This is a genomic window from Variovorax sp. 01T439_2 (genome assembly GCF_056398445.1).
Genome location: NZ_JBFTPJ010000043.1, coordinates 1 through 13134, shown reverse-complemented (window position 1 = coordinate 13134; position 13134 = coordinate 1). Strand labels below are relative to the sequence as shown.

15 protein-coding genes and 1 pseudogene are annotated in these 13134 nt (G+C 67.6%); 13 read left to right on the top strand and 3 right to left on the bottom strand.

Annotated features, from left to right (window positions below; genetic code table 11):
- The 4 genes from AC1DOC_RS03835 to AC1DOC_RS03820 all read left to right on the top strand — a co-directional run.
- Window positions 1–613: beta/alpha barrel domain-containing protein (locus tag AC1DOC_RS03835; protein ID WP_478129420.1), on the top strand; the 613-nt coding region annotated here is incomplete at its 5' end.
- Entirely contained in the window at window positions 610–1611 is a 1002-nt protein-coding gene (locus tag AC1DOC_RS03830; protein WP_012747878.1) for a tripartite tricarboxylate transporter substrate binding protein, read from the top strand. The genes AC1DOC_RS03835 and AC1DOC_RS03830, both read left to right, overlap by 4 nt.
- A 6-nt stretch (window positions 1612–1617) precedes the next feature.
- The gene (locus AC1DOC_RS03825; RefSeq protein WP_012747879.1) at window positions 1618–2481 is read left to right on the top strand and encodes an isocitrate lyase/PEP mutase family protein; all 864 of its coding nucleotides are present in this window, start codon (window positions 1618–1620) and stop codon (window positions 2479–2481) included.
- Between the two features lie 34 nt (window positions 2482–2515).
- Complete coding sequence (locus tag AC1DOC_RS03820; RefSeq protein ID WP_012747880.1) at window positions 2516–3514, top strand: Bug family tripartite tricarboxylate transporter substrate binding protein; 999 nt, start codon at window positions 2516–2518, stop codon at window positions 3512–3514.
- 43 nt (window positions 3515–3557) lie between these two features.
- Here AC1DOC_RS03820 and AC1DOC_RS03815 read toward each other — a convergent pair whose 3' ends face one another.
- Complete coding sequence (locus AC1DOC_RS03815) at window positions 3558–4526, bottom strand: Bug family tripartite tricarboxylate transporter substrate binding protein (protein WP_012747881.1); 969 nt, start codon at window positions 4524–4526, stop codon at window positions 3558–3560.
- A gap of 158 nt (window positions 4527–4684) precedes the next feature.
- Window positions 4685–5593 (bottom strand): LysR family transcriptional regulator, encoded by a 909-nt coding sequence (locus AC1DOC_RS03810; protein WP_012747882.1) that lies wholly within the window; start codon window positions 5591–5593, stop codon window positions 4685–4687.
- A 134-nt stretch (window positions 5594–5727) separates the two neighbouring features.
- On the opposite strand from AC1DOC_RS03810, the gene AC1DOC_RS03805 reads away from it, so the two are divergent.
- The 8 genes and pseudogenes from AC1DOC_RS03805 to AC1DOC_RS03770 all read left to right on the top strand — a co-directional run bounded on the left by AC1DOC_RS03805 (window position 5728) and on the right by AC1DOC_RS03770 (window position 11863).
- A complete protein-coding gene (locus AC1DOC_RS03805) occupies window positions 5728–6636 on the top strand; it encodes a ferritin family protein (protein WP_478129419.1) in 909 nt (302 codons plus the stop codon).
- Window positions 6637–6643: 7 nt separating this feature from the next.
- Complete coding sequence (locus tag AC1DOC_RS03800) at window positions 6644–7033, top strand: RidA family protein (protein WP_012747884.1); 390 nt, start codon at window positions 6644–6646, stop codon at window positions 7031–7033.
- A 6-nt stretch (window positions 7034–7039) separates the two neighbouring features.
- Entirely contained in the window at window positions 7040–7945 is a 906-nt protein-coding gene (locus AC1DOC_RS03795; protein ID WP_012747885.1) for an alpha/beta hydrolase, read from the top strand.
- 154 nt (window positions 7946–8099) lie between these two features.
- Entirely contained in the window at window positions 8100–8252 is a 153-nt protein-coding gene (locus AC1DOC_RS03790) for a hypothetical protein (protein WP_155247851.1), read from the top strand.
- A gap of 11 nt (window positions 8253–8263) precedes the next feature.
- A complete protein-coding gene (locus tag AC1DOC_RS03785; protein ID WP_012747886.1) occupies window positions 8264–9007 on the top strand; it encodes a metal ABC transporter ATP-binding protein in 744 nt (247 codons plus the stop codon).
- A gap of 55 nt (window positions 9008–9062) precedes the next feature.
- Complete coding sequence (locus AC1DOC_RS03780) at window positions 9063–9938, top strand: metal ABC transporter permease (protein WP_012747887.1); 876 nt, start codon at window positions 9063–9065, stop codon at window positions 9936–9938.
- Between the two features lies 1 nt (window position 9939).
- Window positions 9940–10845, top strand: a complete 906-nt coding sequence (locus AC1DOC_RS03775) for a metal ABC transporter substrate-binding protein (RefSeq protein WP_478129418.1) — start codon at window positions 9940–9942, stop codon at window positions 10843–10845.
- Window positions 10846–10884: 39 nt separating this feature from the next.
- Window positions 10885–11863, top strand: a pseudogene (locus AC1DOC_RS03770) (CobW family GTP-binding protein).
- A gap of 52 nt (window positions 11864–11915) precedes the next feature.
- Here the strand turns inward: AC1DOC_RS03770 and AC1DOC_RS03765 are convergent.
- Window positions 11916–12548, bottom strand: coding sequence for a dioxygenase family protein (locus tag AC1DOC_RS03765; RefSeq protein ID WP_461552098.1), 633 nt, complete (start codon window positions 12546–12548; stop codon window positions 11916–11918).
- Between the two features lie 98 nt (window positions 12549–12646).
- Between AC1DOC_RS03765 and AC1DOC_RS03760 the strand changes: the two genes are divergently transcribed.
- Window positions 12647–13134, top strand: a 488-nt coding sequence (locus tag AC1DOC_RS03760) for a 2'-5' RNA ligase family protein (protein ID WP_478129417.1), incomplete at its 3' end; no start/stop codon positions are given.

Sequence of the window (13134 nt, the reverse complement as noted above, 5' to 3'; positions counted from 1 at the left end):
CCGCAAGAACATCAACATGGGCCTGGACCAGGCGACCGAAGTGAGCGAGCAGACGATCGCCGCCGCGCGCGCGCTGGGCTTGCGCACGCGCGCCTACGTGGCCGTGGCCTTCGACTGCCCCTTCGAGGGCGAGACGCCACTCGACGAGGTGCTGCGCCTGTCGGCCCGCATGCACGCCGCCGCGGCCGACGAGATCGTCATCGCCGACACCATCGGCTCGGCCTCGCCGGGCCAGGTGAAGGAGCGCATTTTGGCGTTGCGCGGCGTGGTGCCCATCGAGCGCCTCGCGGTGCACCTGCACGACACGCGCGGCATGGGCGTGGCCAATGCATGGGCGGCGCTCGAGGCCGGCGTGCGCCGCTTCGATGCGAGCGTCGGCGGCATCGGCGGCTGCCCGTTCGCGCCCGGCGCTGCAGGCAACCTGGCGACGGAAGACCTTGTGCTCATGGCCGAGCGCAGCGGCTTTGCCACCGGCATCTCGCTCGCCGGCCTGCTCGCGGCGGTGGACTTCGCGCAAGACGAACTGCAACGGCCGCTTGGCGGCCGCGCCATCGCCTGGCTGCGCCGCCAGCGCGACAAGGACACACAAGACAACACCAGGAGACTTGCATGAACCCGACCTTCAACCTTCCTCATCCCAACCGCCGCCAGATGCTCGCCGGCCTCGCGTCATTCGCCTCATTCGCCGCCGTCGGCACGGGCGGCACCGCCTTCGCGCAGGGCGCCAAGTACCCGAGCAAGGCCGTCACGCTCGTGGTGCCGTATTCCGCCGGCGGCGGCACCGACATCGTGGGCCGCCTGATGGCACAGCGCCTGTCGGAGCTGTGGGGCCAGTCGGTGGTGGTGGACAACCGCACTGGCGCCAACGGCGTGATCGGCTCCAGCACCGTGGCACGCTCGGCGCCCGATGGCCACACGCTGCTGCTGGTGGTGGGCTCGCACGCGGTCAACCCGGTGCTGATGAAGTCGCTGCCCTACGACACCGACAAGGCCTTCACGCCCATCACCAACATCGCGAACTCGCCGTCGGTGCTGGTGGTGCAGGCCAACGGTCCCTACAAGACGCTGGCCGACCTGCTGGCCGCGGCGCGCAAGGAAGAGCTGGGCTGCGGCTACTCGGAAGGGCAGACGCGCCTGACCGGCGAACTGATCCGCCAGGTCGGCAACCTCAAGCTGACTGGCGTGCCCTACAAGGGCGGCGCGCCGATCATGGTCGACATCATCGGCGGCCACCTGCCGATGGGCGTGACCAGCGTGCTGACTGCTCTGCCGCACGTGCGCTCGGGCGCGCTGCGCGTGGTGGGCGTTGCGGCCGATCGCCGCATGCCGCTGTTCCCCGATGCGATGACCTTCAAGGAAGCGGGGTTGAACGGTGTCGAATCGCTGAGCTGGTATGGCCTGTTCGGCCCGGCCGGCCTGCCGGCCCCGATCGTCGCGCAGATCAACCAGGACCTGAAGAAGGTCGCGGCCGACCCCGTGGTGCAAAAGCAGATGCACGACCAGGGCGCCGACATCACGCTCACGCCACCGGCCGAGTTCCGCACCTTCCTGGCGAGCGAGACGAAGAAGTGGTCGCTCGTCGCGCAGCGCGGCGGCATCACGGCGGAGTAAGCGGGCATGGCGAATCCCATCCTCCGGCAGAAGCTCGACCGCGGTGAATTCATCGTCGCGCCCGGCCTGCACGACATGATTGCCGCCACCGTGGCGAACAAGGTCGGCTTCGACATCGTCTACGGCACGGGCTACTGGCTCACCGCCTCCAGCCTGGGCCTGCCCGACGCGGGCATCGCCACCTACACGCAGATGCTCGACCGCATGGCGACGCTGGTGCGCACGAGCAAGGGGGCAGTCATCGCCGATGCCGACACCGGCTACGGCGGGCTGCTGAACGTGCACCACACGGTGCGCGGCTACGAGGCAGCGGGCGTCACGGCCATCCAGCTCGAAGACCAGGAGTTTCCGAAGAAGTGCGGCCACACGCCCAACAAGCGCTGCGTGCCCATGCAGGACATGGTCGAGAAGATCAAGGTGGCCGCCGAGGCGCGCGAGGACAAGGACAACTTCCTCATCATCGCCCGCACCGATACGCGCGCATCGCTCGGCGTCGACGAGGCGATGCGCCGCCTGGAGGCGTATGCCGAGGCCGGTGCCGACATCCTGTTCTTCGAGGCACCGCAGTCCGAAGAAGAGATGCGCAAGGCCTGCGCTGCATTCGACACGCCGATGCTGGCCAACATGGCCGATGGCGGCACGACGCCGATCCTGCCCGTGAAGGTATTGGAGGAGATCGGCTTTGCGCTGGCCATCTACCCCTCGCTCACCAGCCTGTCGGCCGCAGCCGCGATGGAGCGCGCGTTGAGCCACCTCAAGGACAGCGGCGTCAGCCAGGCGCCCGAGGTGCCGCTGTTCGACTTCAACGAGTTCTGCGGTCTCATCGGCTTTCAGGAAGTGTGGGATTTCGACAAGCGCTGGGCGCGCTGAAGATTCAATCAACAAAAGGACGGAGACAAAACCCATGACGAACACCTACAACGCTTCGCGCCGCCGCTTGCTGGCGCTGGCAATAGCCACTACCAGTGCGCTCGCCATCGCAGCAACGCCGGCGCACGCTCAGCAGGACTACCCGAACAAGCCGATTCGCCTCATCGTGCCTTTCACACCCGGTGGCGTGACGGACACCGGCGCGCGCGTCGTGGCCGAGCGCCTCGGGGCCCGGCTGGGCCAGCAGGTGGTGGTCGACAACCGGCCCGGCGCGTCCGGCAACATCGGCACACAGATGGTCGCGGCCGCGCCGCCCGACGGCTACACGCTGGTGCTGGGCTTCGACGGTACGCTGGTCATCAACCCGCACGTGTTCGCGAAGGTCCCGTTCGACACAGTGAAAGACTTCGTGCCCGTCAGCAAGATCGGCGATGCGGTGCTCGTCATCGTCACGCACCCCTCGGTGCCCGCGAAGACCTTGCCCGAGCTGATCGCATATTCGAAGAGCAACCCGGGCGGCTTGTCCTACGGCAGCTCTGGCACGGGTGGCACGCCCCACGTCGCCGCTGAAATGCTCAAGGTGAAGACCGGCGCCAACTTCGTCCATGTGCCCTACAAGGGCGGCGGCCAGGCCATGACCGACGTGGTCGGCGGCCAGCTGCCGATGCTCTACACCGCCGTGGCCGGCGCGCTGCCCTTCATCGAGAGAGGACAGGTGCGCGCCATCGCGATTTCGAGCGCGCAGCGGCTGCCATCGCTTCCCGACGTGCCCACCGTCGGCGAAACCGTGTCGGGCTTCGAAGCGAGTTCCTGGATCGGCATCCTCGCGCCCGCCAAGACCCCCACGCCCATCATCGACCGCATTCAGCGCGAGTTGCATGCCGTGGTGAACGAGCCCGCGGTCAAGGAGCGCCTCGCCAAGCTCGGCATCACGTCGGTGGGCAATACGTCGGCGGAGTTCGGGCAACAGATCCAGGCGGATTTGAAGAAGTACGCGGATGTAGTGAAGGCGGCCGGGATCAAGATTGATTGAGGCGAGACATCCGGTCAGGGCATGGGCAGCAGCGCTCCAACGCTCAAGGTGCGAGGCCAGCTGATTTCACGATGGCTGCGTATTTGCTGACTTCCGCTGCCGCGTAGCTGGCGAACGCTGCGGCGTTCCGGGTATCCGGCTCCGTGCCGATTTCCCTCAGGCGCTGCACCATGGCGGGAGCCCGCAGGACATCGGTCATCGCCTCGGACAGCTGCTTGAGTACAGGCTGCGGGACCTTGGCGGGTGCAAATATGCCGAACCAGGCGCTGACCTCGAAATCCGGCAAGCCACTCTCCGCCACTGTGGGCACGTCGGGTAGCAACGGACTGCGATGCAGGCTTGTCACGGCCAGCGCCTTGACCTTCTGGGCCTTGAGGTTGGGCAGGGCGGTGGTCTGAAGGTCGAACATCACGGGGACATGCCCGGCCAGCACGTCCGCAAGCGCTGGCGCACTGCCGCGGTACGGCACGTGCAGCAGCTGGACATGCGCGGCGTTCGCTAGCATCTCGCCCGCCAGGTGGTTGGATGTTCCGGGGCCGGCCGACGCAAAGCTGATCGTGCCGGGGCGGCTCCTGCCGGCTGCGATCAGTTCCGCCACATTGCTGTAGGGAGCGGCGGGATGGGCCACCAGCACGAAGGGAATCGATGCCAGTGCGCTGACGACTGCAAAGCCCTTGATCGGGTCGTAGCCCACCTTGCTCATGGCCGGATTGATCGCCTGGGAACTGACGGTGCCCATGAGCAAGGTGTAGCCGTCGGGCTTGGCGTCTGCGACGAAACGTGCGCCGATGGCGGTGCCGGCGCCGGCCTTGTTCTCCACGATCACGGGCTGTCCGAGGCGCGCCGCCAGCTGCTCTCCGACAGTGCGCGCGAGGATGTCGGCCGAGCCTCCCGGCGGATACGGAACAACGAGCGTGATCGGGCGGGCAGGGTAGGTCTGTGCGAGCGACGGCACAGCGAAGACGACTGCGGCCAACAGCACCGGGGTGGCGAGCAGCTTCATGAGTTTCATCGTGGACTCCAGTTGGCAGATGCGGGACGAAACCGGCGGCGCTCCCCGGCGCCTTTTGCCGACATGATGCAAACGGCTCGTCATAACGTCCAATACGGACTGCGTACCGAATCCATACATGAATCGAATCACCATTCGTCCGGCCGCCACGACCGGATTCAGGTGCTGCGCGCGTGCGCCACGGCCTTGCCTGCCACTGCCAGGAAGGAATGGATGACTGGGTTGTCGTTGGTGCGGCTGTAGGCGAAAGCCAGCTGGTAGGTGGGTGGTGCCCGCGTTTCGGCCACGTCAAGGAAAGCCACGTCCTTCATGGCCAGCATGCGCATGGAGGCCGGCACCAGGGCGATGCCCAGGCCGCCGGCGACCAGTGTCAGCACGGCCTGCATCTGGGAGGCTTCCTGGACGACCCTGGGCGAGAAGCCCGCGGCCTTGCAGGCGCTGAGCAGCGCCGCCACGAAGCCCGCGCCCTCGGCCGCTGGAAAAGCGATGAAGGACTCTGCCGCAAGGGCCTTGATCTTCACGGAGCGCTGTTTTGCGAGGGCATGGCTGCGAGGCACGGCAATGACGAAACCCTGTGCCTGGAGATCGACAAAGGCAAGGTCCGGCACGTCCTGCAGCGGGCCGACCACCAGGGCCAGGTCGACCTCGGCGCGCCGCAGCGCCTCCACCTGCCGGGTGGTGGTCTCCGCGGTCACATGCAGGTGGACCGTCGGATAGTCGCGCTGGAACCGCTTGAAGATGTCCGGCAGAAGATCGAGCGCGGCACTCGGCACGAAGGACAGGCTGAGCGAGCCTTCCGCGCCCTGGGCGGCACGCCGCGCGCGTTCCGTGGCCGCATGGGCCTGTGTCAGCAGGCGCTGCGCATCCTTCAGGAATACCTTGCCTGCCGGCGTCAGGCGCACATGGTGCCGGCTGCGGTCTATCAGCAGCGTGCCTACCTGCAGTTCCAGGTTGCGTATGGCCACGCTCAGCGGCGGCTGGGACATGTGCAGCTTCTCCGCCGCACGGCCGAAGTTGAGCTCTTCCGCCACCACCACGAACTGACGCAACTGCCTGAACTCGATCATCTGGAGAGCCTCGTGAACGTTGAGTCGATATACACAGTTCGGATCACGACTCCATTTAAACAGTATTGGATGTATCAAGAGCACGCGCCTAGCATGAGCGGCATCCCCCATTGCCGAATGAAGGAGCCATGCCCATGCAGCCGTCCCTGCTCGAAGAAATTCCCGCCGTTCCCAACCMCTATCCGGTCGTGTCGAAGATCGAATACCCGGAGGTCTGGCGCCTCTGCACCCAGGCACGCGACTTGGCCTGGAACCCGATCGCCGACATCGACTATTCCGATCTCCAGAAGGCCGATCTGCCGCCGGAAGTGCGCAAGGCGGGCGCCGAATGGTGGAGCCTGCGTGCCTGGATGGAGCACGGCGCCACGCCCTATGGCGCAGAGCGCCTGCGCGAAGCGATCTTTCAACACCAGCCCTTCGAGGTGAAGCAGCACATCACCAACTTCATCGCCGAGGAATTCCGGCATCACGAGGCCAGCTTCCGCATCGCCGACGCGCTCGCCGAATACGAGCCCATGCCGCGTTCGGACTACTTCAAGGACATCATCCCGCGCTTCCACGACGAATCGGACGAGAAGGCCATGAGCTTCTTTGCCGGCCTCTCGGTCAACACGCTGTTCGAGCAGCTGTCCGGCGACCTGCTGCAGGCGCGCTACGAGAACGCCCGGTTCGACTCGATCCGCGAGGTCTGCYGGCTGATCCTGCGCGACGAGGCCCGCCACATCCAGTTCGGCCGCATCATCATGCGGCGCTTCTTCAGCGAGTTGCCCTCGGAGGAAAAGCGCCTCATCGGCCTGAAGGTCGCAAAGAAGCTGCGCGGCAGCCTGCTCAACGGTGTCTATGCCGTCGTCAACCTGCCGGACGCCGAGCGCGCACGCTCCGGCCGCAACCGGGCGCTGGCGGCCGACCATGGCCTTGGCGCGACGCATCCCGATGAAGAGATCGGCATCATCCGCATGGGCGTGAACAAGATCCGCGAGGACATCGGCGTGTACGGCGTCGAGATCCCGGCCATTCCGGAAATCGACAGCGTCGTGCACTGAGACTGCCATGCATCAACGCATCGTTCCCGACAATGTCGCAGCGCCCGCGGGTGCCTACAGCCACGGCATCACCACCCACGGCCCAGGAACCTGCCTGCACGTCGCGGGCCAGATCGGCGTGACCCCGCAGGGCCGTCTGCTGGAGGGCTTCGAGGCCCAGGCAGACCAGGCCTGGAAGAACCTGGTGGCGGTGCTGCAGGCGGCCGGCATGGACGCATCGCACCTGGTCAAGGTGACGACCTACCTCACCCGTGCCGCGGACCTGCCTCGGCTCAATGCGATCCGCAGCGTGTACCTTGGATCGGCGCGGCCGGCCTCGACCCTGATGGTGGTCGCGGCGCTGGCGCACCCGGACTGGTGTTTCGAGGTCGAAGCCACGGCCTTCCGGCAGGACTGACCGGCCATGCGCGCGATCCCCCGGCCCGCCGGCATGGACGAACTGCTGCGCGAGGTCGGCCCGGTGTGGCAGCAGGACATCCGCGGCGCGGGCGACCGGGTCAAGGCCGCCTACCTGCCTGTGCTGATGGCGGCGCCGCACGGCGGCGTCGACGTCACGCGTGACCTTTCCTACGGATCTCACGCGCGCCAACGGCTGGACGTCTATTGTCCGGCCGTTGCGCGCGACGCGCCCGTGGTGGTCTTCGTGCACGGCGGCGCTTTCGTGCGTGGCACCAAGGACATCAACGATGCCATGTACGCCAACGTGCTGACCTGGTTCGCTCGCCAGGGTTGCGTGGGTGTCAACGTGGAGTACCGGCTGGCACCGGAGGCGCCGCATCCGCAAGGCGCCCTGGACGTTGCCGCGGCCTGCGCCTGGGTGTCCGCGCACATCGGCGGCTTCGGTGGCGATCCGCGCAGCATCTGCCTGATCGGCCACTCCGCCGGCGGCACCCATGCGGCGACCTTCGCCTGCGATCCGGCGCTCGCCCATCTGCGGCGCGACGTGTGCTGTCTGGTACTCGTGTCCGCGCGGCTGCAGGCCGACAGCCTGCCGGAGAACCCCAACGCGGCCGGCGTGCGGGCGTATTTCGGCGAGGACGCAAGCCGCTATCCATCCCTCTCGCCCATGGCGCATGCGGCGCACCTCGCAATGCCCGTGTTCGTCGTCAATGCGCAATACGAGAATCCGCTGCTCGACGTCTATGCGACCGAGTTTGCCTATCGCGTGGCGGAGGCGCGCCGTGTCGCGCCGCGCCACATGACGGTCGCGGACCACAACCACGTCTCCGTCATGGCGCATTTCAACAGCGGGGAGCAGCTGTTGGGCGAGCAGATCCTCGACTTCTTCGCGGGCTCTTGTCGCCGGTAGGGAAGGCGTCAAGCATTCGCGCGAGCTCCTGCGAGTTTTCCCGCGGGGTTCTCTACACGCTGTCGGCGCATGGGCGGTCGCCGGTCTCGGTGCTGGATCGAGAACCCGTTTTTCATTATTGCGAATGCATTCGCAATTGCAATATAGTCGGGGCATGGAACACCCAACCCGCCAACCTGAAGCATCACCCCATGCCTGGCCGGAAAGCCCGCCGAGCCTGCTGATGGCCAGCGCATGGGTGCGTGTGGCGGGCGCGCTGATGCTTGCCGCGGCACTGTGGCTGGCTGTCGGCTGGGCGCTGAAATGAGCGGGGCGCCGATGCCTCCTCCCGCCATCCGGCTGACCAACCTCACCGTGGCCTATCGCGGCCACCCGGCTGTGCATCACCTGTCGGGGGAGTTCGCGCCGGGCTCGCTCACCGCCATCGTCGGGCCGAACGGTGCGGGCAAGACCAGCCTGCTCGCCGCGATCATGGGACGCATCCGGCCGGCCGAGGGAGGGGTCTCCTTCGATGGCGACTCGCGCGACCGCATCGCGTGGCTGCCGCAGCAGGCCGAGATCGACCGGAGCTTTCCGATCCGGGTGTTCGACCTGGTGGCGCTCGGGCACTGGGGAGGGCTCGGCAGCTTCAAGGGCATCGCCGCGCGGCAGCGCGATGCCGTGGGAGACGCGCTCGAGGCCGTCGGCCTTGGCGGCTTCCAGCGCTGCGGCATCGCCGAGCTGTCGGCGGGGCAGTTCCAGCGCGTGCTCTTTGCGCGCGTGCTGCTGCAGGACGCACCCGTGATCCTGCTGGACGAACCTTTCAACGCGATCGATGCGCGCACCACTGCCGACCTGCTGGCCGTGGTCGCGCGCTGGCACGCGGAGGCGCGCACCGTGATTGCCGTGCTGCACGACCTCGAGCAGGTGCGCCTTCATTTCGACCGCACCTTGCTCATGGCAAGGCGCTGCGTGGCTTGGGGGCCGACGGCCGAAGTGCTGCATGCCGAGAACCTGTTCCGCGCGCGCCAGATGGCCGAGGCGTGGGACGAGGATGCGCCTGTCTGCAAGGAGGCTGCATGAGCCGCCGGGCCGCTCCCAAGGCGAATACCGCAGCGCGTAGCGCGGAGGTTGTGTCATGACCGCAGGTGCCTTGCTGGTCCAGCCCTTCTTGGAATACGGCTTCATGCGCCGCGCGCTGGTGGCCACGCTGGCGCTCGGCCTGGGCAGCGCGCCGATCGGCACCTTGCTGGTGTTGCGGCGCATGAGCCTGATGGGCGATGCGATGGGGCACGCGCTGCTGCCGGGTGCGGCGCTCGGCTTTCTGTTTGCCGGCTTCTCGCTGGCGGCGATGAGCGCGGGCGGATTCTTCGCGGCGCTCGCGGTGGCGCTGGCGGCGGGTTTCGTCACGCGCGTGACCTCGCAGCGGGAGGACGCGAGCTTTGCGGCCTTCTACCTGATCGCGCTCGCGCTGGGCGTGCTGCTGGTGTCGACCCACGGCAGCAGCGTCGACCTGATGCACATGCTTTTCGGCACCATCCTTGCGGTGGACGACGCGGCGCTGCTGCTGATGGCCGGCGTCGCTAGCCTGACCCTCGTTGTGCTGGCCGTGATCTACCGGCCGCTGCTCGTGGAATGCCTCGACCCGGGCTTCCTGCGCAATGTGGGCGGGCCCGGTTCGCTGGTGCATGGCGTCTTTCTGGTTCTTACGGTTGCAAACCTGGTGGCGGGCTTCCAGGCGCTGGGCACGCTGATGGCGGTCGGCTTGATGATGCTGCCGGCCACCGCGGCGCGCTTCTGGGCCGCCGAAGTCTGGAGCCTTGCGCTGGTTGCAGCCGGCATGGCGCTGCTGTCCGGCTTTGCCGGGCTGCTGCTGTCCTTCCATGCGCAGTGGCCCTCGGGCCCCGCGATCGTGCTGGTGGCGGGCGCGGCCTACCTGCTGTCGCTCGTGTTCGGATCGCACGGCGGACTGCTCGCCCGGCTCCTGCGCCCACGTTCTCATCGAAATGCCTGACATGAACTTTCCATCGAATCCCGCGCGCCGCTGCTTCTTCGCCGCGTCGCTCGTTGCGCTGCCGCTGCCAGTGCTTGCGCAATCCACCGCACCACGGCCGCTGCGCGTCGTCGCGAGCTTCTCGATCCTTGCCGACATGGCGCGCGAGATCGGCGGCAGCGCCGTCGAGGTTGCGGCCCTGGTCGGTCCGGACTCCGACGCGCACGTCTTCCAGCCGAGCCCGGYCGATGCGCGGCGCCTTGCCAATGCAGAACTGGTCGTCGTCAACGGACTGGCGTTCGAAGGCTGGATGGACCGGCTGGTGCGCTCATCCGGCTACCGCGGTCCCGTCGTGGTGGCCAGCGATGGCGTGCCGGTGCGCCGCATGGGCCGTGCGCCCGATCCGCATGCATGGCAGGACCTTGCGAACGCGCAGCGCTATGCCGCGAACCTGCGCGATGCGATGGCGCGGGCACGGCCGGCATTCGCGGCCGAGATCGGCCGGCGCTGCGCGAGCTACATCGAGCGGCTCCAGGCGCTCGACCGCGAGATTCGCGCACGTTTCGACGCGATGCCGCGCGAGCATCGCCGCGTGATCAGTTCGCACGATGCGTTCGGCTATTTCGGCGCGGCCTACGGCATCGAGTTTCTTGCGCCGCAGGGCATGAACACCGACAGCGAGGCCTCCGCCGCCTCGGTCGCGCGCCTGATCGGCCAGATCCGGCGCGAGGATGTGCGCGCGGTGTTCGTCGAGAACATTTCCGATCCGCGCCTGGTACAGCGCATTGCACGCGAGGGCGGGGTCACCGTCGGCGGCCGGCTCTATTCCGACGCGCTGTCGGCGCCGGGGACCGAGGCGGACACCTACCTGAAGCTGTTCGCGCACAACGCCACAACCATTGCCTCGGCGCTCTCGGCGAAGCGCTGAGCTTGCCGAGCGCCCGATCAATCTTTACGCAGCCCACCCATGRSCCTCATTCCCGYCACCATCCTCACCGGCTTCCTCCAGCGGCAAGACCACGCTGCTGAACCGAATCCTGAAGGAGCAGCACGGCCACAAGATTGCCGTGATCGAGAACGAGTTTGGCGAAGCGGGCATCGACAACGAACTGCTGGTACAGGAAGAGGGCGAGCAGATCATCGAGATGAACAACGGCTGCATTTGCTGCACCGTGCGCGGCGACCTGGTGCGCATCCTCGGCGAGCTCGCGGCGCGCCGCAAGAACGGCAGCGCGAGCTTCGAGCGCGTGATCATCGAGACCACCGGGCTGGCCGACCCGGCGCCCGTGGCGCAGACCTTCTTCGTCGATGAAGAGATCAGCCAGACCTATCTGCTCGATGCGATCGTGACGCTGGTCGACGCCAAGCATGCGATGGCGCAGCTCGACGAGCACCATGAAGCCCAGGAGCAGGTGGGTTTTGCGGACCGCATCCTGCTTTCGAAGACCGACCTGGTGCCGGTCGACGAGGTGAAGGCGCTCGAGCAGCGCCTGCTGCGCATGAATGCGCGCGCGCCGATCACCGCAGCGCATTTCGGCCAGGCGCCGATCGACCAGCTGCTCGACATCCGCGGGTTCAACCTCAACGCGATCCTGGAGATAGAACCCGACTTCCTGACCGATGACGATCACGAGCACGATGACGATGTATCGAGCTTCGTGTTTCGCGCCGAACGGCCCTTCGATGCGGCGCGGCTGGAGGACTTTTTCGGCGCCATCCTGCGCATCTACGGCACCCACCTGATGCGCTACAAGGGCGTGATCGCAGTGTCCGGGCTGGACACCCGCGTGGTGCTGCAGGGCGTCCACATGCTGATGGGCACCGAGGCCGGCGCCAGCTGGAAAGAGGGCGAGCCGCGCCACAGCCGCATCGTCTTCATCGGCAAGCAGCTGCCCAGGGATGTGCTGGTGCAGGGACTCGAACAATGCCTGGCGCCGGCGCCGTAAGCCGTCCTTGCAGGCCGGACCTGATTCCCCGCGCGTCCGTGGTTGAGCGCCTTCAGGCCGCAACGGCAATCGGAAAGCGCGCCTGCAGGCCATCCGGCCCGCGCTCGAAGGGCACTGTGACGGCCTCCCTCGCGGCCTGCGGAAGATTGCGCCAGAGGTAGTCGCGCGCATTGCCCGGATCGCCGGCCACGTAGAGCTGCGTAGTCAGCAGCTCGCGCGTGCCGAGCTTCACCTTGACGTGGATGTGCGGCGTGCGGCCGCTGTAGGGCACCGGGCGGATGGTGCGGAAGCGGTAGCTGCCGTCTTCGCCGACCGTGACGCGGCCGAAGCCCTGGAAGGCGGCGTCGGCGCGGTCGCCGTCGCCGGGGTGGTGGTAGTGGCCGTTCTGATCGCACTGCCAGATCTCGACCTGCGCGCCGCGCAGCGGCCTGCCGCTCAGGTCGGTCACCGTGCCGTCGACCCAGGCCGGCTGGCCGCTGCGGTAGTCCAGCGTGCCGTTGCGCAGCAGATCGCCATCGGAATCCTGCGGCAGGCGCACGGGGTAGAAGGGTCCCTCGGTCTGCGAAGGGGTGGCGAGCCGGCTTGCCGCCGGCTGTGCGCGGGCGCCCAGCCAGAGCGCGGGCATGACAACGAGCGCTGCGGCGACGGTGCGCCGGGGAAGGCCGGGTGCTGGTGGGGCGTTCATGGCAAGTCAGAGCCGTGCAGCATGCGCCGAGTTCCGGGTGCGGGTCAACCGACGGTCTCCGGCCGTGTTTGAATGCACCGGTGAATCCGATATCTCCCATGCCCGAACAACTGCTGCTCCCAGGCATCGATCCCGCGCCGCCGCCGTTGCGCCGCCCGCGCCGCACCGTATCACCCAAGGAGCGCCTGCCGCGCTCGCTGTTCTTCGCGATCTTTCCGCGCCCCGAAGATGCCGCGTCGATTGCCGCGCTGGCGGCCCGCCTGAAGGACCGGCACGCGCTCAAAGGCAAGCTGACCGAGGCGCATCGCCTGCACGTCACGCTGCATCACCTCGGGCATTTTCCGGCAGTGCCGCGCGAAAAGGTGCAAGCCGCCCTGCAGGCCGCGGCCGCCGTGGCGCCGCCGTCGTTCGAGGTGGTGTTCGACGAGGCCATGCGCTTCGAGCAGAGCAAGGCCTTCGTGCTGTGCGGCGGCGGCAGCGGCACCTCGGCGCTTGCGGCATTCAGGCAGCGGCTGGGCGAGGCACTGGCGGATGCGGGCTTCAAGCCCGAGCGCGGCTTCACGCCTCACATGACGCTGGCCTACAC

Bases quoted from the DNA above. Each gene is read 5' to 3' on its own strand.
- AC1DOC_RS03830 (WP_012747878.1), top strand. From the start codon at position 610: ATGAACCCGACCTTCAACCTTCCTCATCCCAACCGCCGCCAGATGCTC.
- AC1DOC_RS03825 (WP_012747879.1), top strand. From the start codon at position 1,618: ATGGCGAATCCCATCCTCCGGCAGAAGCTCGACCGCGGTGAATTCATC.
- AC1DOC_RS03820 (WP_012747880.1), top strand. From the start codon at position 2,516: ATGACGAACACCTACAACGCTTCGCGCCGCCGCTTGCTGGCGCTGGCA.
- AC1DOC_RS03815 (WP_012747881.1), bottom strand. From the start codon at position 4,526: ATGAAACTCATGAAGCTGCTCGCCACCCCGGTGCTGTTGGCCGCAGTC.
- AC1DOC_RS03810 (WP_012747882.1), bottom strand. From the start codon at position 5,593: ATGATCGAGTTCAGGCAGTTGCGTCAGTTCGTGGTGGTGGCGGAAGAG.
- AC1DOC_RS03800 (WP_012747884.1), top strand. From the start codon at position 6,644: ATGCATCAACGCATCGTTCCCGACAATGTCGCAGCGCCCGCGGGTGCC.
- AC1DOC_RS03795 (WP_012747885.1), top strand. From the start codon at position 7,040: ATGCGCGCGATCCCCCGGCCCGCCGGCATGGACGAACTGCTGCGCGAG.
- AC1DOC_RS03790 (WP_155247851.1), top strand. From the start codon at position 8,100: ATGGAACACCCAACCCGCCAACCTGAAGCATCACCCCATGCCTGGCCG.
- AC1DOC_RS03785 (WP_012747886.1), top strand. From the start codon at position 8,264: ATGCCTCCTCCCGCCATCCGGCTGACCAACCTCACCGTGGCCTATCGC.
- AC1DOC_RS03780 (WP_012747887.1), top strand. From the start codon at position 9,063: ATGACCGCAGGTGCCTTGCTGGTCCAGCCCTTCTTGGAATACGGCTTC.
- AC1DOC_RS03765 (WP_461552098.1), bottom strand. From the start codon at position 12,548: ATGAACGCCCCACCAGCACCCGGCCTTCCCCGGCGCACCGTCGCCGCA.